General features: G+C 71.7%; 16 protein-coding genes. 5 read left to right on the plus strand and 11 right to left on the minus strand.

From position 1 onward, the window contains the following. Positions 1 to 58: 58 nt before the first annotated feature. Complete coding sequence (locus tag A3CE_RS0102580) at positions 59 to 1768, minus strand: alkaline phosphatase family protein (protein WP_020638504.1); 1710 nt, start codon at positions 1766 to 1768, stop codon at positions 59 to 61. 273 nt (positions 1769 to 2041) lie between these two features. Between A3CE_RS0102580 and A3CE_RS0102585 the strand changes: the two genes are divergently transcribed. The 4 genes from A3CE_RS0102585 (at position 2042) to A3CE_RS53235 (ending at position 4891) form a co-directional block, all read left to right on the plus strand. Continuing rightward, positions 2042 to 2236: an antitoxin gene (locus tag A3CE_RS0102585; RefSeq protein ID WP_026468075.1), complete on the plus strand. Its 195-nt coding sequence runs from the start codon at positions 2042 to 2044 to the stop codon at positions 2234 to 2236. Between the two features lie 175 nt (positions 2237 to 2411). Further along, the gene (locus A3CE_RS0102590; protein WP_020638506.1) at positions 2412 to 3581 is read left to right on the plus strand and encodes a VanZ family protein; all 1170 of its coding nucleotides are present in this window, start codon (positions 2412 to 2414) and stop codon (positions 3579 to 3581) included. Between the two features lie 257 nt (positions 3582 to 3838). After that, on the plus strand, positions 3839 to 4237 hold the full coding sequence (locus A3CE_RS0102595) for an ATP-binding protein (RefSeq protein ID WP_020638507.1): 399 nt from the start codon (positions 3839 to 3841) through the stop codon (positions 4235 to 4237). A gap of 468 nt (positions 4238 to 4705) precedes the next feature. Continuing rightward, complete coding sequence (locus A3CE_RS53235) at positions 4706 to 4891, plus strand: hypothetical protein (RefSeq protein WP_020638510.1); 186 nt, start codon at positions 4706 to 4708, stop codon at positions 4889 to 4891. Between the two features lie 30 nt (positions 4892 to 4921). Here A3CE_RS53235 and A3CE_RS0102615 read toward each other — a convergent pair whose 3' ends face one another. The 8 genes from A3CE_RS0102615 to A3CE_RS0102655 all read right to left on the minus strand — a co-directional run bounded on the left by A3CE_RS0102615 (position 4922) and on the right by A3CE_RS0102655 (position 13192). Then, complete coding sequence (locus tag A3CE_RS0102615) at positions 4922 to 5548, minus strand: DUF4360 domain-containing protein (RefSeq protein WP_026469639.1); 627 nt, start codon at positions 5546 to 5548, stop codon at positions 4922 to 4924. Between the two features lie 183 nt (positions 5549 to 5731). Next, positions 5732 to 6604, minus strand: coding sequence for a spermidine synthase (locus A3CE_RS0102625; RefSeq protein WP_020638512.1), 873 nt, complete (start codon positions 6602 to 6604; stop codon positions 5732 to 5734). After that, the gene (speD, locus tag A3CE_RS0102630) at positions 6595 to 6963 is read right to left on the minus strand and encodes an adenosylmethionine decarboxylase (protein ID WP_020638513.1); all 369 of its coding nucleotides are present in this window, start codon (positions 6961 to 6963) and stop codon (positions 6595 to 6597) included. Before speD ends, A3CE_RS0102625 begins: the two co-directional genes overlap by 10 nt. Beyond that, complete coding sequence (locus tag A3CE_RS0102635) at positions 6956 to 8098, minus strand: type III PLP-dependent enzyme (RefSeq protein WP_020638514.1); 1143 nt, start codon at positions 8096 to 8098, stop codon at positions 6956 to 6958. Before A3CE_RS0102635 ends, speD begins: the two co-directional genes overlap by 8 nt. A 22-nt stretch (positions 8099 to 8120) precedes the next feature. Continuing rightward, entirely contained in the window at positions 8121 to 10661 is a 2541-nt protein-coding gene (locus tag A3CE_RS0102640; RefSeq protein WP_020638515.1) for a glutaminase domain-containing protein, read from the minus strand. A gap of 231 nt (positions 10662 to 10892) precedes the next feature. Then, positions 10893 to 11198, minus strand: coding sequence for a DUF1883 domain-containing protein (locus tag A3CE_RS0102645; RefSeq protein ID WP_020638516.1), 306 nt, complete (start codon positions 11196 to 11198; stop codon positions 10893 to 10895). A gap of 103 nt (positions 11199 to 11301) precedes the next feature. After that, positions 11302 to 12510 (minus strand): hypothetical protein, encoded by a 1209-nt coding sequence (locus tag A3CE_RS56010; RefSeq protein ID WP_125591961.1) that lies wholly within the window; start codon positions 12508 to 12510, stop codon positions 11302 to 11304. Positions 12511 to 12703: 193 nt separating this feature from the next. Beyond that, positions 12704 to 13192, minus strand: a complete 489-nt coding sequence (locus A3CE_RS0102655; RefSeq protein WP_020638518.1) for a MarR family winged helix-turn-helix transcriptional regulator — start codon at positions 13190 to 13192, stop codon at positions 12704 to 12706. A gap of 50 nt (positions 13193 to 13242) precedes the next feature. Between A3CE_RS0102655 and A3CE_RS0102660 the strand changes: the two genes are divergently transcribed. Further along, positions 13243 to 14688, plus strand: coding sequence for a phenylacetate--CoA ligase family protein (locus tag A3CE_RS0102660; RefSeq protein ID WP_020638519.1), 1446 nt, complete (start codon positions 13243 to 13245; stop codon positions 14686 to 14688). On the opposite strand, the gene A3CE_RS0102665 is transcribed toward A3CE_RS0102660, so the two are convergent. After that, positions 14685 to 17258 (minus strand): tetratricopeptide repeat protein, encoded by a 2574-nt coding sequence (locus tag A3CE_RS0102665; protein ID WP_020638520.1) that lies wholly within the window; start codon positions 17256 to 17258, stop codon positions 14685 to 14687. The genes A3CE_RS0102660 and A3CE_RS0102665 overlap by 4 nt on opposite strands. Before the next feature lie 46 nt (positions 17259 to 17304). Beyond that, on the minus strand, positions 17305 to 17613 hold the full coding sequence (locus A3CE_RS0102670; protein ID WP_020638521.1) for a DUF4326 domain-containing protein: 309 nt from the start codon (positions 17611 to 17613) through the stop codon (positions 17305 to 17307). Positions 17614 to 17782 lie beyond the last annotated feature (169 nt).

Genomic DNA, 17782 nt, shown 5'->3' on the forward strand with positions numbered 1-17782 from the left:
CGCAGCGGAAAGTCACGACACTGCTCCATCCGGGCTAGCCGATGACCTTCGCCGATCGTCAGCGGGCGAACGCGGTCAGGAAACGGTCGCGGAAGGAGTCCATCTTCCAGACCGGTGCCTGCGCGCCGGGGTGGAGGCCGTCCTGCCAGCCCCACCCGGAGATCCGGTCCAGCACCTTCGGGTCCTTCGCCACGATGGTGATCGGCACGTCGTGCACCGCGCCCTGCGGGGCGACCACCGGCGGCTGGTGGTCGCCGAGGAACACCAGGACCAGGTTGTCGTCGCCGTAGTGCTGGACGAAGGAGATGAGCGTCTTCAGGGAGTAGTCGGTGGCGTCGCGGTAGGCGTCGCGGATCTTCGCCGGGTCCTTCCAGACCGACTCCGGGGCCTCGCCCGCACCCGGCATGGGAGTGAAGACCGACCCGTCGCCGACCTGGTTCCAGTCGACCAGCCAGGGCCGCGGCGACCACGGCGCGTGGCTGGAGACGAGGTCGACCTCCGCCATCACCGGCCGCGGTCCCGCCTTCGCGAGCTCGGTGCGCTGCAACATGGACATCGTGAACTGGTCGGGCATGGTGGCGTAGGCGAACCCCGGGCCCTGGTAGCCGACGTGGTGGGCGTCATAGTAGGCGTCCGGGTGGTAGAACTTCTGCCCCTCCGGCCAGTCCATCGTGTGGGCGGGCACGTCCCAGACGGTCTTCCAGCCCGCCCGCTGGAACGCGCCGCCGAGGGTGAGCCGGTCGCCGGCGAGGAGGTTGTTGTACCGCTGCTGGTTGTCGATCCACATGCCCGACTGCACGGTCGAGTGCGCGAGCCAGCTGCCGCCGCCGAACGTCGAGGACGAGAGGAACGCACTGCGCGCGCCGATGCCCGCGGCGCGCAGCTCCGCGGTGCCCGCGTCGAGCGTCGCGCCGATCTTCGGCGCGAAGCCCGGGTCGTCGAGGGCGATCCGGCCGTAGCTCTCCACGAAGGTGAGGACGACGTTCTTGCCGCGCAGCCCGTTCAGCAGCTGGTCACCGGGGGTGGTCCGGAACGCGTCCTCGGCGGCCACCTCGCCGAACGGGCGCTGGTCCCGCAGGTCCGCGCCCACCTGGCGCAGATCGCCGTAGGCCAGCGCGGCGGCGCTCTGCGCGGCGACCGGCTGGCCCGGCGCGATCTCGACGTCGAACAGGGAGCAGACGATCCAGACCACGGCGAGCACGGCCACGACCCGCGTCGCCCCGGTGCGCCGCCCGGCGGCGACCCGGCTCAGCCGCAGCATGGCGAGGACCATGAGCACGACGACGGCCACCGCGAGCACCCCGGCGACGACGAGCGCGGCGACGGTGGCCGCGTTCCCGATCTGGCCGGCGAGGAACTCGACGCCGGCGTGGAAGAAACTCCAGTCGTAGATCGGGTCGAACGGCTTCTCCAGCGTCGCGTAGAAGCCGGTGTCGAGGACCTTCAGCAGGGTGAGCAGTCCGAGGACCAGCCCGACGGCCACGGCGGCGACGCGCCGCGCCCGCGGCGGCAGGACCAGCACCAACGCGGCGACGATGAGGCCCTCGACCGGTACGCGCACGAGCGCGACGGCGGAGATCGAAGAGAGGTCGTCCGGCGCGAGGAGACCGAACAGCACGAGCAGCGCGGCCAGCACGGTCAGGACGCGGCTCGTGAAGACGTGCTGCCGCCGTCCTGGCCGCGACAACCCGAAGTCGGGCAGGACCGTGCCCGGGTACGGGGTGCGACGGGTGAGCCGCCCCAGCGGCAGACCGGTGTTTCCAACCATGGCGAGCCTCACGTCGTGGTGCGCGGTGTGTCCGCCGGTCCCTGCGGCGGGACGGCGATTCCTCACCCGGTTATACGAGCCGCGGCGACCCACGGTTCACGCGCCCCCGCGGCCGTACCCCGGACGGCTCTCCCCGAAACCGCTCGCACGGGCCGTTCACCCGCGAAAACGCCCGAATCCCCGGGACAGGTGAGGGAGCGTTGCGGGGCCGCGCCCGCGGTGTTCTCCTCGAAGGGTCCGAAGATCAGTTTCTCCAGCGGAGGGCCGAAGACGATGAATCTGTTCGACAAGGCGAAGGAAGCGCTCGGGAAGCACCCGGACCAGGCCGACCAGGGCGTCGACAAGGCAGCGGAAGCCGCCAAGCAGCGCTTCGGCGACCACGCCGACAAGATCGACCAGGGCTCGGAGAAGGTGAAGGACTACCTGCGCAAGCAGGGTGGCGGGCAGCAGGACGCGCCGCCGCAGTGAGCCACCGCCGGTACTGTGCCGATCGTTACCAATTCGACCACAGTCACGGCCGATGGCTTTGTAGCAACGGTTGCGTGCCGCGCGGGGGTCGGCCTGCTTTTGGCCGGATTGGTAACGCCCAGCCGTCTGGAGGAACCACGCTTCACACCTCCCCAGGCTGGGTACCACCGGCTCCGTGGTCGCCACCTACCTCGTCCCCGTCCGGACCGCCCTCCTCCTCTTCCCGCTCCTCGCGCTGGCCGTCATGCTCCCGGCCGCGTTCGTCAGCTACCGCCGCCGGGGCCGCGCCGGCGGCTGGCCGACGTTCGTCTTCTACGCGTTCCTGTTCTACCTGCTGGCGATCGCGACGCAGACGGTCCTGCCGCTGCCCGCCGACCCGGGTTACTGCGCGGGCCACACCTACGCCAGTTCTCCGCAGCTGCGGCCGTTCTACTTCGTCGAAGTGGTTTCCCAGCGGGCCCACGGTCACTGGAGCCCCACCGCGTTGCTGCACAACCCGGCGGTCTGGACCACGGCGCTGAACGTCGTGATGCTGGCGCCGCTCGGCTTCTACGTCCGGTACGCCCAGCGGATGCGGCTGCTGCCCGCGACGCTCGTCGGCTTCGGCGTTTCCCTGTTCTTCGAACTGACCCAGCTGACCGGCCTGTGGTTCGTCTACCCGTGCCCGTACCGGCTGTTCAGCGTCGACGACCTGCTGCTCAACACCGCGGGCGTGGTCGTGGGCTGGCTCCTGGCCGGCCCGCTCGGGCGGCTCCTGCCGTCGCCGGAACCGGAGCACGACCGGCGCCGTTACGCCGCGAAGGTCACCTTCACGCGGCGGCTGTTCGCGCTGGTCACGGACCTGCTCGGGTTCGCCGCGCTGCTCGGGTTCCTCTTCGGCCTGCTGACGCTCTTCGGCGAGGACCTGCACCACCGCGACACGCCGGTCGCCATCCTCGCCGTCGTGTGGTTCGTGGTGCTGCCCGCCGTCACGGGGTCGACGCCCGGCAAGCGGGCGATGCTGCTGCGCGTGACGCGCCGGAGCGGCCGCCGGGCCGGGCCGATCGCACTGCTGGTCCGCAACGGCGTCCTGTTCTCGCCGCTGTGGCTCACCTGGCTGGTGCTGGACCTGGACCACTGGGACCTCGGCCGGCACCCGGAACGGCTGCTCCTGCCCGTCGCGCTGGCGGTGGCCGTGTTCGTCGTCGGCGTCTGGACCCCGCTGGCGGTGTTGCTCGACGACGAGCACCGGGCGCCCTACGAACGGCTGACCCGCACCGTCAACACTGCCATCGTGCCACCGGCCACCACGCCCGCCGAGCCGGCCGAACCCGCCCGGCCCCAGGAAGTCCTTAAAGGACGGTGAAGCGGAACCGCGCTGCCCGGGCCCGGCAGCGCTGGTAGATTGCGGGCGGAGCAGGTTGAGCCGCCAGCCCGCGTCCCCGCCCCCGATTCTGGAGCCCGTATGACGACCGACGCGACGCGGCCCAGCACCTGGACGTCCGCACTCCGTGCGGGCGAAGCAGCGTGAAAGCCTCCGATACCCGTGTCGACGGGCGCGAATCCGGGCATGAAGAAGGAGAGGGCTCTTCTTCCGGGTCCGGCACGGAGAAGGAGGCCGACGTGAAACGGCGATCGATCCGGCACGAACTCGGCATCTCCGCCGAGCTGACCGAGCTGGCCAAGGTCCGCCAGTGGGTCCGCACGGTCCTCGGCGGTTTCCCGGCGAACGTCGTCAGCACCGCGGTCATGGTGGTGGACGAGCTGACGTCCAACGCACTGCGCCACGGCCGCGCCCCCTACCACATCCGCCTGCTCACCGGCGCCGCGAAGCTGCGGATCGAGGTCGAGGACGCCGGCGGCGAGCCCGCCCACCGCCGGGCGCCGTCCGAGCAGGGCGGCCGCGGGCTCCTGCTGGTGGAGCGCTGTGCCGCGGCGTGGGGCCAGCTGCGCCGGCCCGGCGGCAAGACCCTCTGGGCCGAGCTGGCCACCGACCAGGAAGCGGCCGGCGCCCCCGGCTGACCCGCCAAGGCCGGGTTCGTCACCCGGACACCCGACCCGGCGGACGCCCGCCGCCACCTGACCCGGCTGACCGCGCACGGCCGGGCCGTGCACGAGCAGGCTGTGCGCGCCGCACCCGCCCTGCTCGGCGGCCTCGGCGACGACGACGCGTTCCGCGCGCGGCTGCTGGACCTGATCACGCGGCTGTCCGCGGGTGATTGAGACGCCGCCCGGCTGGGTAGATCTTCTGTCATGTGGATCGCGGTGAGCACTCCAGTGGCCGTCCTGATCGCTACCGTGCTGATGGAGCGGTTCGAACGACGATGCAGCCCGGTGGCCGACGCCGAGACCGAGCGCGCGCCTGCCGCGAGGTAGCCGACACAGGGGGCGCGGGCGACGTTGAGGCCAGCCCGGGCTCCCTCATCCGGCGCGGCCAAGGGGCGACCATCGCGGGAAACGGCAGCGGTGGCACCGGCCTGAAATCGGTGCTTGGCGGGTTCCCCGGACCGGCCCGCGCGGAAGAAGATCCCCGTCCTCGAACCCGGCCCGGACCGGTTCGTGGCCAAGGCGAACGTGGCGCAGCACATCGGCTGCGGCAGCGAAACGGGCGTGACCTTGCTGGTCACGCCCGTTCAGCCGGCCCGAACGGCTCGCTCACCGGCCGGATTCCGGTGAGCGAGCCGCCTGCGGCAATGGCAGCGAAATTCAGCAGGTCTTCCACGAGAAGTGGTAAAGCGTGTCCACGCTCGCGTGCTCGGAATCCATTTCGATGAAACTCCCACCGGAGGAGGTACCCGCGTCCGCCCGCAGTTCCGCATTGATGTTCAGGTTGCGGCTCTCGCCGCACGGCGCGAACACCAGCTCGGCCACGTCGGTGGTGTCGACCGCCCGCCACACGCCGTGGAACGGGCCGGGGAACGTGTGCCGTTCGCGAGCGGTCGGCGACGTCCCGGCGAAGTAGTAGTTGGCCTGCTCGAGCGCGCTCGCTCCGCTCTCGATGTGCGCGTAGCCGCGGTACTCCGCCGAGGCGATCGCGTATGTGAACCCTTGGGGCACGTGGACAAGCACGTTGATCTGGCAGTTCTTCCGGGCTTCGAGGGCGGACACGCCGCCGCCGGCCTTGGCGGTGAAGTTCGTGTAGTGGACCGTGAACGCCGTGTTGTCCGACGCCACGTCGGCCGACGCGGTGGCCGTGCCCGCCGGGCAGCCGGAGCCGTTGATGGTCTTGATGTCGAGCGTGATTTTTTCGGTCGGAACCGACGTCGCCGGAGAATCGACGGGTGCGACGAGTGCGGACAGAATCATAGCGGCTACGACCGACATACCGAGCATGACGCTCCTCCAAATGGGCCACGGTGCCTTGATGGTGATGCTGATCGCGCGCGGAGAGGATCGTAGCGCGATCGCAACCTTTCCGACGGCCACTGAACGGAGTAACACGACACGGCCGGGTACGGGAAATCCATTTCCCGCAATTTCACGTTTCGCGGGCTGGGATATACGGAAAATCGAAGGTCAAGACTGGTCTGTACCAATGCCGTGCCGGAGCGAGTACGGCGGGGTCGCTCCGCCGAGCAGCGCCGCGGCGTCGAGCGTCACCGCCCCGCTCCCCCGCTCCGCGAACCGCCGCGCCACCAGCGCGCCCGGCTGCCCGACGTGGTCGGCGCGGCCCGACAGGAAGGCCCACTCGTGCTCGTCGGAACCGAAGTACAGCACCGTCGCGAACACCTCGCGGAACCGCCGCCACGACGCGCGCAGCGTCTCGTTGCGCCACAGGGTGGGGCAGCCCGCCTGGCAGGTCACCACCCCGCCGGGAGCCAGGAGCCGCGCGCAGCGGCCGAGGAAATCCGTACCGTACAGGCGATTGTGCTGGGCGCCGGGATCGGTGTTCTCGTCCGGTAGGTCGATCACGACCACGTCGTAGGTGTCGCCGCTGCCCTCGGCCGCGGCCAGGAACGCCCATCCGTCCTCATAGGACACCCGGATCGGGCCGTCGCCGCGCTCGGCCCGCGCCAGGTCCGCCGGGGTGTAGCCGTAGGGCAGGTGCCCGGCGCAGGCGCGCACGGCTTGGGCGTCGATGTCGACGTGGTCGACCAGCGTGGCGCCCGCGGCGACCGCCAGCTCGCACGCGACCCCTTCGCTCGACCCGATGACGAGCACCCGCCGCACCTGCTCGGCCAGCAGCAGCGCGGGCACCATCAGCGCCTCGTGGTACACCAGCTGGCTGGCCTCGGTGCTCTGGCGCTCGCCGTCGCAGAACAGCGAGACCCCCTGCGCGGTCCTCCCGATCAGCACCTCCTGGTACGGCGTGCGCGCGTGGAACCGCACGTCGCCGACCTCCCAGACGCGGGTGAGGCCGTGGCCGACCGGTTCGTGGATCAAGGGCATCGGCGTTCTCCCCGGTGGAGGACGGACAGGTGGACCGAAGCGGCGTCCAGCGACTTGGCCAGCAACCGCAGCGCTTGCTCGGGATCGGCGCGGTCGCCGCAGGTGAACACGTCGGCGAAGAGCGATCCGTGCTCGGGATACGTGTGCACGGAGGCGTGCGACTCGGCCAGCAGCGCGATCACGGTGGCGCCCTGCGGCGCGAACCGCTGTGCCACGACGTCGAGGACCGTCGCGCCGGCCTCCGTCACCGCCGCCCGGAGCAGCTCACCCAGCCGCGCGGTGTCGTCGAGCAGGCCGGGGTCGACGCCGTGCAGCTCGGCGAGCACGTGCCGGCCGGCGAACCGGCCGACCTCAGACATCGCCCCACCGCCCGACGCAGTGGGTCCGCAGCGGCTCGATCCCGTTGAACCCGACCGAGGCGTAGCTCGCGGTGTAGGCGCCGGTCCCCGGCAGGTCGAGCCGGTCGCCGGTCCGCAGCGACAGCGGCAGCTCGTACGGCGTCCGCTGGTACAGCACGTCGTCGCCGTCGCAGGTCGGCCCGGCGAGCACCACCGGCCCGGCCGGGCCGTCGTGCCGGCCGACCGGCTCGAACCGGTAGGCGATGGCTTCGTTCTCGGCCTCGGCGAGCCCGTTGTAGCGGCCGATGTCGAGGTACACCCAGCGTCGCTCGCCGCGGTTCGCGACCAGGACCACCTCGGTCCGCAGCAGGCCCGCGTCGGCGACCAGCACCCGGCCCGGCTCCAGCAGCAGCTCGGGCCGCCCGGCGGGGAAAGACGCGTCGAGCGCCGACGCGATCGTCTCCGCATACACCGCCAACGGTGGGACAGCGGTGCGGTGCGCGGTCGCGAAACCGCCGCCGAGGTTGAGCCGCGTCATCCTGACGCCCTGCGCCTCGGCTTCGGCGAACAGCTTCGCCGCCGTGGCGATCCCGATCTCCCAGGCGGTGACGTCCGGCTGCTGCGACCCGACGTGGAAAGCGATGCCGGGCCGCAGCCCCAGCGCGGCCGAGCGGACCACCAGATCCAGGGCCTCGGCCGGTTCGCAGCCGAACTTCCGGCCGAACGGCGTCGCGGAGTCCGGCGCGTCGAGGACCACGCGGATCGACACGGCCGAGCCCGGCGCGCACCGGCCCAGGTGGTCGACGTCGGTGGGGGCGTCCGAAGTGAACTCGCGGACGCCGCGCTCGAACGCGCCGGCGATGTCGCGCGGCTTCTTGATCGGGTTGCCGTAGGCGATGCCGGCCGGGTCGGCGCCGCGGGCGAGGCACAGCGCGAGTTCGGCCGGTCCGGCGACGTCGAAGCCGATCCCGGCCGCCACCAGCGCGTCGAGCACCGGCGGCGCCGGGTTCGCCTTGACCGCGTACCGGATCAGCGCGCCGGGGAACGCCGAACGGAACTCGCGCGCCCGGGCCGCGACGGTGTCGGTGTCGACGACCAGGCACGGGGTCGGCGGGTCCCGTTCGTCGAGGAACCGGCGGAGGGGGTCGGCGCACACGGCGCCAGTGTCGCAAACGGCGTCAGACGAACCGCCACAGGTGGTCCGGTGTCCCGTTGTCGTCCCACTGCGTCACCTGGGCGCCGTCCGCGGTGGACTGCTGGTCGACCGCCATGACCTTGCCGCTGCGGACGTTGACGAGCTTCGACCAGCCACCGCCGGCGTCGACGATCCGCCAGTTGTGGTCGGGGGTGCCGTTGTCGCGGTACTGCTGGACGTGGGCGCCGTTGTCGAGGCTCTGGTCGTGCACGGCCAGGACCTTGCCGCTGTTGCGGTTGACGATCCGGACGGTCCCGTCGCCGTTGTCCACGACCGCCCAGAGGTGGTCGGCCGTGCCGTTGTCCGACCACTGGGTGACCTCGGCGATGTCGGCGAGCGACATCTCGGACACGGCGAGCACCTTGCCCGACCGCTGGTTCTGGAGCTTCCGCCACACCGTCGCCGACGCCGCCGGGCGCGTCAGGAGCGCGAGGTAGCCGCCGGCGACCGGGCGGGCCTGGAAGCCGCGCTGGGTGGCGTCGGCGACGACGTACCAGTCGGTGAACGGCACCCGCTGGGGCGTGGTGTTCGCGAAGCTGTAGACGCCCTCGACCAGGGTGGTGCGGATGTTCGGCTGGTCGGTCAGCCACGCCGCGGTCCACAGCTCCCAGTCGGCCTTCGTGTAGTTGTTGCGCGGGTCGAGCAGGACGCCGTGGGCGCCGGCGTGGGACTGGTACCAGGCGGCCTCCTGGGCCGCGACACCGAGCGGGACCAGGTCGAGGCCGAGCACGCGGTCGGCGAAGCCGTTGTACTTGAGGCTCCACGTGCCGGGCTGGTCGTAGGCGAGCCGCAGGTGCTGGCCGTCCTCGGCGAGCGTCACCCACTGGCTGACGTAGCTGCGGGACGTCGACCGGTACCGCTGCGCGTCGGCGGTGTTGCCGGTCGCGGCCGCGATGATCCCCATCGCGCCGACACCGACGATGCCCTTCAGCGCGAGGTTCGCGCTGTGCGCGATGAAGCCGGTGAAGTCGTCGGTCTGGTTCTGGAAACCCGGGTCGAGGGTGTTGGCGACCAGGTACTCCGCCCACTGCCGCAGGATCCGGTAGTGGGTGTTCGCGAAGGCGACGGCCTCGGCCGACGGCAGGCGCTGCACCAGCGCGGCCGCCATGATCAGCAGGTTGGCCGACTCCTCGACCGGCATGCTCTCCTCGTTGCCGTCGTTGTGCCCGGTCGCGTCCGGGTAGTGGGTGCCGAGGTCGTGCTCGGCGAACGCCATCGGCCAGCCGCCGCGTTCGGCGTAGTCGAGCAGGGGTTCCAGCAGCAACCGCAGGTAGGCGGGCGACGAGTAGAGGTAGGCCGGGAACGCCGGATAGGTGACGTCCACAGTGGACATGTTGCCGTTGGAGGAGATCTCCTTGAGGAACGCCCACGGCGCGCCGCCCCGGTCGACCAGCTCGGTGCCGCCGAACGCCTGGCGCAGCGCCAGCGCGCAGATCCCGGCGTAGTGCTCACCGGTGCTGCCGCCGCCGGCCGCGGCGACGGCGTCGTCGTGCAGGCGCCGGTCGATCGCGGTGGCGGCCGACAGCGCGGCGGCGTAGTCGTTCGCGAACCAGACCGCCATGTCCTGCCAGCTGCCCCAGTAGTGCGTCCACCAGGGACGCAGCTCGGTGCCGAGGTAGCGGACCGCGGGGGTGCGGACGTGCCCGATCGCCACGGTGAACGGCGCCGACGTACCGCCGGCCGGGATGGTGCCGAGGTCCTTGTTGAACGCCAGCACCGGCCAGCGGTCGTTGATGGCGCGCGGCTGAGCGGTGTCGCTGGTGTTGGGCAAGGCGCCCTGTCCGGCGGAGGCGGCGCGGACGACGGTGTCCTGCCCGATCTGCCAGCTCACCCCGCCGGCGGGCGCGGCCAGGACCAAGGAGCCCCAGCTCGCCTGGTCGCCGTTTTCCTGCAGCACGCCCGGGCTCGCCGGGGTGCAGCTGAGCAGGGTGTAGCCGCCGGACTGCTGCCGCGTCCAGGTGACCGGCGTGGAGGTGTTGCCGTGCACCCACTCGGCGGAGGTGTCGAAGTGCAGGTCGACGGCGTGCGCGCGGCCGTCGGCGCTGGCGGCCTGGATGGTCACGTAGCCGAAGGGGACGCATTGGCGCTGCAGGTTCGCCGGATCGACCGGCGAGAAGAACGTGACGGTGAGGTTCACGCCACCGCCGTTCAGGACGTAGGTCGAGCGCGTGCCGGTGACCTGCAGGCTCACCTGGGTCATCGGCGTGAGGGCGGGCCCCGACGGCAGGGCGGGCGCGCCCGCGAAGACGTAGGCGGCGCCGTCGACGCGGGCGAGACCGCACAGCGCGGTGATGTGGCCGGTCCAGAAGCTCGACCAGGTGCCGGCGAGGTTGTCGGCGGGCTGCCAGGTGGACAGGTACGGCGAGCGGACGATCAGCGGGGTGGCGGGCGGCCGGATCGGGCTGAAGGTGCCGGCGGCCGCGGTACCGGGCAACCAGAGCGCCGCGGCAACGGCGGCGGCCGTGCCCCCGGCGAGCCGAAGCAGGTCACGGCGGGTCAGGTGAGCGCGTTCTCGGGAGGACATCGGTGGCCCCTTCCACGGCGTGCGAGCCGAGCGGCGGACAACGCACGATCACTTTTGCATCGTTGGTACAACGTTGTAAATCCGCCGATGGTCGGTGCGTCCGGCGGGACCGGACCAGTGATGCCGCAGGTCCGGTGCGCGTTCGCGGCCTGGAGGAGTCAGGCCATGCGGCCGCATGTCGCCTTCGCGGCCCCGATCACCGGATCGGGGCCGCGAAGGGGGCGATGACACTCACCGGGGGCCGGTGCGTCCACGGGCCGCGACGGCCGCTTCGGGTTCGACGCTCACCCGCGGGCGCAGGGGCAGGTTTTCCAGCCCCTCGACGTCGATCACCAGGAACCAGTGGGCGTTGGCCGGGATGTGGATCTTGAACATCGGTGCGGTGGCCACCCCGCCGTGCATCCGGTAGTACTGCCGGCGCCGGTAGGCCTGGAAGTTGACCTTGGTCAGGAGCCTGACGTTGGCCATCGCGTCCAGCCGGATGGTGACCACCGCGTCTCTTCGCACCTTTCCGAGGTCGAACACCTTTGCTTCCATTTCGTCCCTCTTCCACGCGTGATTTCGATTCGGGTTTCTTGCGGTCGCGGGCAGCGCGGAACACGCCGCGGAGCGCACGACGGGGCGGAAGAACGGGACGGGACTAACCTGGGCCGGTACCCGGTTCGCAGGGCCGCGACAGCGGCACGAAGACCTCGTGCACCCGCGTAAGGACACTGAAGTCGCGGGGCCCGTGGTCGGAAGCCAGGAAGGCGGGCGGGATCGGCGAGCCGGTACCGCAGCCGACATCGGACGGCGTGGGCGATGCCGGAGCCGGCGGCGTGTGCCCGGGGGCGCCGGCGGGGCTCACGGCCTGGGGTGCCGAGGCGGGTGCGCGGTGCGAGCCGGATTCAGCGGTCCCGTGGCAGGCCGGCCTGGGCACCGCCGGCCGGGCCACGTCCGCCGAGAGGGCCGCGGCGGGAACGAATTTCCCTGGCGGCAGCAGGGTTTCCGCTGCACCGGCGGAGGACGCGACCGGATCGGCTGGGTGGATCCACCCGATCAGTCCGGCCGGCTTGGTGCCGGGAAGACGGCCGACCGGGCCGACGCCGCCGGCCACGGGAGCGACGACGGGCAGGTCGGCGGCGACCGGGGCGACGAGGTCCGGCAGACCGGGAGCAACGGTGCCGAGCACCGGGCGGACGAGCCCGCCGACGCTACCGGTCAGCGGATCGGCAAGGCCGGCGACTGGCCGGGTCAGGGACGCGAGGATCGGTTCGACGGAACGCACGACACGCGACACCGGCTCGACCACGACAGCGGCGGTGCCGGCCGCGGACGAGACAGCTCCCCCGACCTGCGCCACCGACCCCGCGACCTTCGCTACAGGGCCCACAACCGCGGCGGCGCCGCCAGCCACTGGCGAGACAACAGCTTCAGCGGCCCGCGAACCCGGCCCAACCACCGCCGCGGCGCCGGTCACTGGCGACACAACAGCTCCCGCGGCCCGCGACACCGAGCCCACCACCGCACCAGCCGCGCCCGGCGAAACATCCCCACCAGTACCCGGCACCCGCGCAGCCGAGGCCGCCGCAACCCGCGCCGTCGCGATGCCGGCAGCTCGTCGCTTGTCCGCCGCCACCGGCCGGGCCGCGCTCGGGCCTTTGCCCTGGGCAGGCGCGCCCACCACAAGGCCGATCGGGTCGGGGAGGCCAGGCAGCGTCACGCTGTGAGCCGGTGTGCTGGGTGCGGCCGCGTCGGCGTGGGCCGACGTCAGCCATGACACCAGCCAGAAGCCTGCCACGGCCCCGGCAAGTACCAGCAGCCGCCGCGCGGCGACGGATGCGCCGCCCACGTTGCGAGCCCCGGTCACGTCGGCGAACCTCCAGATGCGAGAGCAGGTCTGGGACGTACCCTCCAACGCTCCACGCCACACCCGCGCTACGGACCGCTCGCCGCTTCCACTCGTCCGGCCTAGTCCCATGGTGTCAGCAACCCTGATGGAGGCATCCAGTCAGCGGAGCCGGATCGGCCAGATGCCTGGTCAGCGATCCGTCTTCGTAAACTCAGGCTTCCTGAGACCGGCGATGCCCGGATAGCGCGCCGAGCGCCGTGACGCCGTGTTGCAGCCCTTCCCGGAACGTCGCGCGCTGGCCCGGGCTCATGTCGGCGAGGAGGGCCTGTTCCACCTCCGCGACCGGTGGCGCGCAGTCGGCCAGCAGCGCCCGGCCGGCGTCGGTGAGGCCGGCGAGCAGCACGCGCTTGTTGCCCGCCTTGGGCGTCCGCGCGATCAGCTCGCGCTTTTCCAGGGCCAGCACCATTTCGTGCATGGTCTGCGGGCGCAGGAACGAACGGCGGGCCAGCTGCGCGGACGAAAGCGCCCCGCTGGCTTCGAGCACGGTCAGCGCCGTGTACTGCAGCGTCGTGAGCCCGAGCGGCCGCAGCGCGTCGTCGAGCAGCGCCCTGATCACCAGCTCGAGCCGTTTGACCAGGTAGAGGGTCAACGGCGCACCGGCTGGCTGCTGCTGGGCGGAGGTGCTCACGCCGCCCATCATGGCACCTTCCGCGCCGTCCGGCAGGGGCGCCCGGCGGCTATGCTCCGATCATGGACCACGGCCGGCAGACGCGCGTGCGGCAGGCGTTCGACACCTTCTTCGGGGCCACGGAACCATCGTCCGAACGCTACGTCCTCGACCTCTTCCACCGCACCGCGGAAACCGTGCCGGCGTACCGGAAGTTCCTGCGGGAGCACGAGATCACACCCGAGAGCGTCACGACGATGGCCGGCTTCCGGAAGCTGCCGCTCGTCGACAAGGCCGGCTATCACCGGAAGTACCCGCTGCCGGAGCTGTGCCGCGACGGGACGTTCGCGGGCTGCGACATGATCGCCGTTTCGTCGGGCTCCAGCGGCCACCCGACGGTCTGGCCGCGTGCCCTCGAAGACGAGCTGCACGTGGCGCGGCGGTTCGAGCAGGTGCTGGTCGACGCCTTCGAAGCCGACCGGCGCGGCACTCTCGCCATCGTCTGCTTCCCGCTCGGCACCTGGGTGGGCGGGCTGTTCACCACCGCGTGCGTGCGCCACCTCGCGGCCAAGGGCTGCCCGATCACCGTGGTGGCGCCGGGCAACAACAAGGCCGAAATCCTGCGGGTGCTCCCCGAGCTCGCGCCGCACTTCGAGCAGGTCGTGCTGCTGGGCTACCCGCCGTTCGTCAAGGACGTCGTCGACACCGGGCTCGCCGAAGGCGTCGACTGGCCCGCATACGCGATCAAGCTGGTGCTGGCGGGCGAAGTGTTCAGCGAGCAGTGGCGGGAACTGGTGGCTCGACGCGCCGGGATCGCCGACCCGGTCCGCCACATCGCGTCGCTCTACGGCACGGCCGACGCCGGTGTGCTGGGCACCGAAACCCCCGTCTCGTCGGGCATCCGCCGGTTCTTCGCCGGCCGCCCGGACCTGGCGCGGGAGGTCTTCGGCGACGCGCGGCTGCCGACGCTGGTGCAGTACGACCCGGCGAGCCGGTTCTTCGAGGAGCACGAGGGCACGCTCGTCTTCACCGCCGACGGCGGCATCCCGCTGATCCGCTACCACATCGCCGACGACGGCGGGATCCTGCCGCACGCCGAGCTGGTCGCCTTCTGCGCCCGGCACGGCTTCACGCCACCGCCGGGACCGGAACTTCCGTTCGTGTACGTGTTCGGCCGTTCGCTGTTCACGGTTTCGTTCTTCGGCGCGAACGTCTACCCGGAAAACGTCACCGTGGGCCTGGAACAGCCCGGCATCAGCGACACCGTGACCGGCAAGTTCGTCATCGAGGCAATGGAAGACGCCGACCACGACCGGCGGCTGCTGATCACCGTCGAAACGGCGCCGGGCGCGAGCGCCGACGCCGGGCGGATCGCGGAATCCGTGCGCGCGCAGCTGGTGCGGCTCAACAGCGAGTTCGCGCACTACGTCCCGCCGGAGCGGCAGCTGCCCGATGTCGTGCTGCGGCCCGCGGGCGATCCCGGGTACTTCCCGGCCGGGGTGAAGCACCGGTACACGCGGCGGTCCTAGGGCAGGGCGAGCTTCCGGAACCGTTCGCGCCGCTGGCCGGCCGACGAGCCGTCGGCGATGTCGTCGTCGAACCACGCGCAGAGCGCCGCCCACAGCTCGGCACGGGCGGCGAAGCCGTCCTCGGTGACCAGGGTGGGTTCGAGCTCGGCGATGTCGGCGACCAGGTGGTCGAGGCGCTGGTCGCACAGCCGCACGTACTCCCGGACGACGATGTTCGGGTCGAGACCGGTCTTCGCGCGCGGGCCGGCCGCGCCGCGCAGCTGGGCGTGCAGCCGTTCCTCGCAGTACAGCGGGAACCCGGAGATGGAGCCCGGGTAGCCGGACTCGGCCGACCATGCGCGGAACGCGCAGATCGCCTGGTAGCGGGTGTACCAGTCCTGTTTCCCGGCGGCGAGCTGGGTGAGCTTCCGCCAGGCGTCGCGGTCGGCCGAGCGCCAGCGGTCGAGGGTCCGGCCGTCCGGAAGCGGCCCGGGATCGAGGGCACGGGTCCGCCAGAAGTGCGCGCGGCAGCCGGCGATCTCGCCGACGAGCTGCCGGACGTAGCTGACCTGCTCCCAGACGTGGGCGCGCTGCGGCCGCAGCGGCGCGGCGCGATCCGGGGAGAAAGTGATCATCTCGAAGACCCGGAACAGTTCGTGGCCGCGCAGCGCGGCGAGGTCGGGGTCCTCCCCCATCACCCACGAGCGCCGCTCCGGCAGCCGTCCGCTGTGGCTGATCGTCGCGGCGTGGTAGAGCTCGCGGACCGCGCGGCGGGCCACCTCGTCGCGTGCTTCGCCTTCGAGGCGGGGGTTGCGGGCGCGGTCGCGTAGATCGCGTTCCCCGCGGGGGCCGACCTCGAGCATCGCGACGGCGTACACGCTCGCGGCGTTGTAGCACTCCTCCCACGACCTGCGGGATCCCGCGGCTTCGACGGCGGCGTCGAGTGCCCGCGGGTCCGGCGGCCAGCACCGGTCCGGGCAGGCGTCGGCCAGCCGCACGCGGCTGCGGGGATAGGCGGGCCGGGGTTCGGGTACCGCGCCGGTGCCCGGCTCGACGTCCGCCATCGCGCGGCGCAGCACCGCCCAGACCAGGGACAGGTCGAGCGCGCGGTTCGTCAGCTGATGGCGGCTGCGGCGCCAGCGCCGCCACAACCGGCCGTAGTCCTCGAGGAGCCGTTCGATCTCGTACTGCGACAGCGCGCAGAGATAGGACCGCATCTCGGCGGCGCGCTGGTTGTACTCGGCCAGCTGCTCCGGCGTCGCCTCGTGGACGAGGAGCTCTTCGACCGGGACGCGCAGCACGCGCCGGTGCAGTTCGAGCCGTTCCGCCCGCGGGATCGCTTCCGGCCGGGTCCGGACGTCCAGGTCGACGTAGCGGCGGAAGCGCAGCTCGATCGCCGCCCGCAGTTCGGCTCGGCGCTGCGCCCGCGCGTCGCCGGGGGCGCCCGCGGTGGTGCGCCGAACCCACCACGAACCGGCCACGGAGTCGCCGTGGCCGAGGACGAGCGCGTGCCGGTAGCGGGCGATCAGCAGGGCGACGTCGCGGCCGCGCCCGTGGCGGCGGGGCTGGCGTGCGAATTCGGGGCCGATCCACCACCGGGCGAGGACCGGGTGCCCTCGGCTGCACACGGTGATCACGTCGTCGTACGTGGCGAGCGCGTCGAGGTGCAGGTCGAGCTGTTCCTGCAGAGCGGCGATCTCGAGTCTGATGTAGACGTTGGACGGGTCGAGGCTGACCGCCCGGTAGTACTCGGCGAGGGCTTCGTCGTAGCGGCGGTAGGTGATGAAGTGGTTGGCGCGCTGGTAGGCGTCGAAGAGCTCGTACGGGATCTTCGCGTCGCGCCAGGCGACCCAGTGGATGTTCGTGCGGACGTAAGCGCTGCGCGGGATGACCAGCGCGGCGACGGCGTTCGCGGCGCGGTGCAGCACGCGCGGCCAGTTCTCGTCCTCGATCACCAGCGGGCTCGCGGCGAAGCGCGGGACGCGGACGAGCTCCAGGATGAGCTGGTGGCGGCCGGGAGTGTTGCCGGGGCGGACAGTGCCGGTGACGGTGAACGCGGCGGGTGGCTGGGCGAGCCGGATCAGCTTGGTGACGGCCTTCCACCAGCCGTCCGCCGAGTCGCCGGCGTGCTCGACGATCTGGATGAAGTCGTACGAACTCCCCGCCCCCGGGACCGGCGTCGGGGTGTAGAGGCGGGAGTCGTTGAGGAACCGCTTGAAGGTGGCGGTCAGCTCGACCGCGGAGTCGATCTCGCGGTCGTGGCTGTCCGGGGGCCGTTCGTCGACGAACAGCCGGATGTCGATCTGGTTGGCCCGGTAGGCGGCGGTTTCGAGGCGGGCCCGGCCGGTGAAGTACAGCGTGAGGACGATCGAGACGAGCACGGCGGACGTCTGGAGGACGGTCCAGGTGACGACACTGGCGACCTTCGGATCCCGGACGAAGGTCCAGGTCTGGAAGAACGGCAGGTAGGGCACGACGGCGAAGCCGCCCGCGACGAGCCCGGCCGTCACCGCGGCCAGCCACCACCGGATCCGGTGAACTTCCGGCAGTTCGGCCTGGTCGAAACCCCGGTGTCGTCGCGCGGACACCATCGATCACCCCCTCGTGTCAGAGTACTCGCGGAGGGGGTGCGATTCGTTACGGGCCGTGATCCGCGAGGTCGGCGATCACCTGGGCGTGGCACGGTTCGGGCACGCACCAGCACCCCAGCCGCCGGCCGCGGAGCCCGGCAAGCAGGGCGAGCAGGTCCGGCCGGTCAAGGAGGTACTCGCGGTACTTGGCGACGACCTCGTCCCGGGAGCCGTCCGGGCCGGGCCGGAACGGGCTGGCGAGCTTCGAGCCTGCGAGGTGCCAGCCACCGCGGTACATCGCCCGCCCGACGTAGACGACGTCGGCGTACTCCGGGTCGCCCCGGTGCCCTTTCAGGTTGACGACCGTGGTCGCCATGGCGTGCCTCCTCGCATTCCCGGTGCCTTCCGGGACGGTTTTGTCGGTGCTCGGCGATAGAGTGGAAATCGGGGGACCCTCCCGCGCCCGCGTCGGCTAATTTACTTGACCCACAAGCAAATCGCCTCCCCCGGCGCGTCCGGATCACGCCTCGGCGTTTCACCGGATT

Origin of the sequence: Amycolatopsis balhimycina FH 1894, assembly GCF_000384295.1 — a bacterium.
Lineage (GTDB): Bacteria > Actinomycetota > Actinomycetes > Mycobacteriales > Pseudonocardiaceae > Amycolatopsis > Amycolatopsis balhimycina.

Bases quoted from the DNA above. Each gene is read 5' to 3' on its own strand.
- A3CE_RS0102580 (WP_020638504.1), bottom strand. From the start codon at position 1,768: ATGGTTGGAAACACCGGTCTGCCGCTGGGGCGGCTCACCCGTCGCACC.
- A3CE_RS0102585 (WP_026468075.1), top strand. From the start codon at position 2,042: ATGAATCTGTTCGACAAGGCGAAGGAAGCGCTCGGGAAGCACCCGGAC.
- A3CE_RS0102615 (WP_026469639.1), bottom strand. From the start codon at position 5,548: ATGCTCGGTATGTCGGTCGTAGCCGCTATGATTCTGTCCGCACTCGTC.
- A3CE_RS0102625 (WP_020638512.1), bottom strand. From the start codon at position 6,604: ATGCCCTTGATCCACGAACCGGTCGGCCACGGCCTCACCCGCGTCTGG.
- speD (WP_020638513.1), bottom strand. From the start codon at position 6,963: ATGTCTGAGGTCGGCCGGTTCGCCGGCCGGCACGTGCTCGCCGAGCTG.
- A3CE_RS0102640 (WP_020638515.1), bottom strand. From the start codon at position 10,661: ATGTCCTCCCGAGAACGCGCTCACCTGACCCGCCGTGACCTGCTTCGG.
- A3CE_RS0102645 (WP_020638516.1), bottom strand. From the start codon at position 11,198: ATGGAAGCAAAGGTGTTCGACCTCGGAAAGGTGCGAAGAGACGCGGTG.
- A3CE_RS0102655 (WP_020638518.1), bottom strand. From the start codon at position 13,192: ATGATGGGCGGCGTGAGCACCTCCGCCCAGCAGCAGCCAGCCGGTGCG.
- A3CE_RS0102660 (WP_020638519.1), top strand. From the start codon at position 13,243: ATGGACCACGGCCGGCAGACGCGCGTGCGGCAGGCGTTCGACACCTTC.
- A3CE_RS0102665 (WP_020638520.1), bottom strand. From the start codon at position 17,258: ATGGTGTCCGCGCGACGACACCGGGGTTTCGACCAGGCCGAACTGCCG.
- A3CE_RS0102670 (WP_020638521.1), bottom strand. From the start codon at position 17,613: ATGGCGACCACGGTCGTCAACCTGAAAGGGCACCGGGGCGACCCGGAG.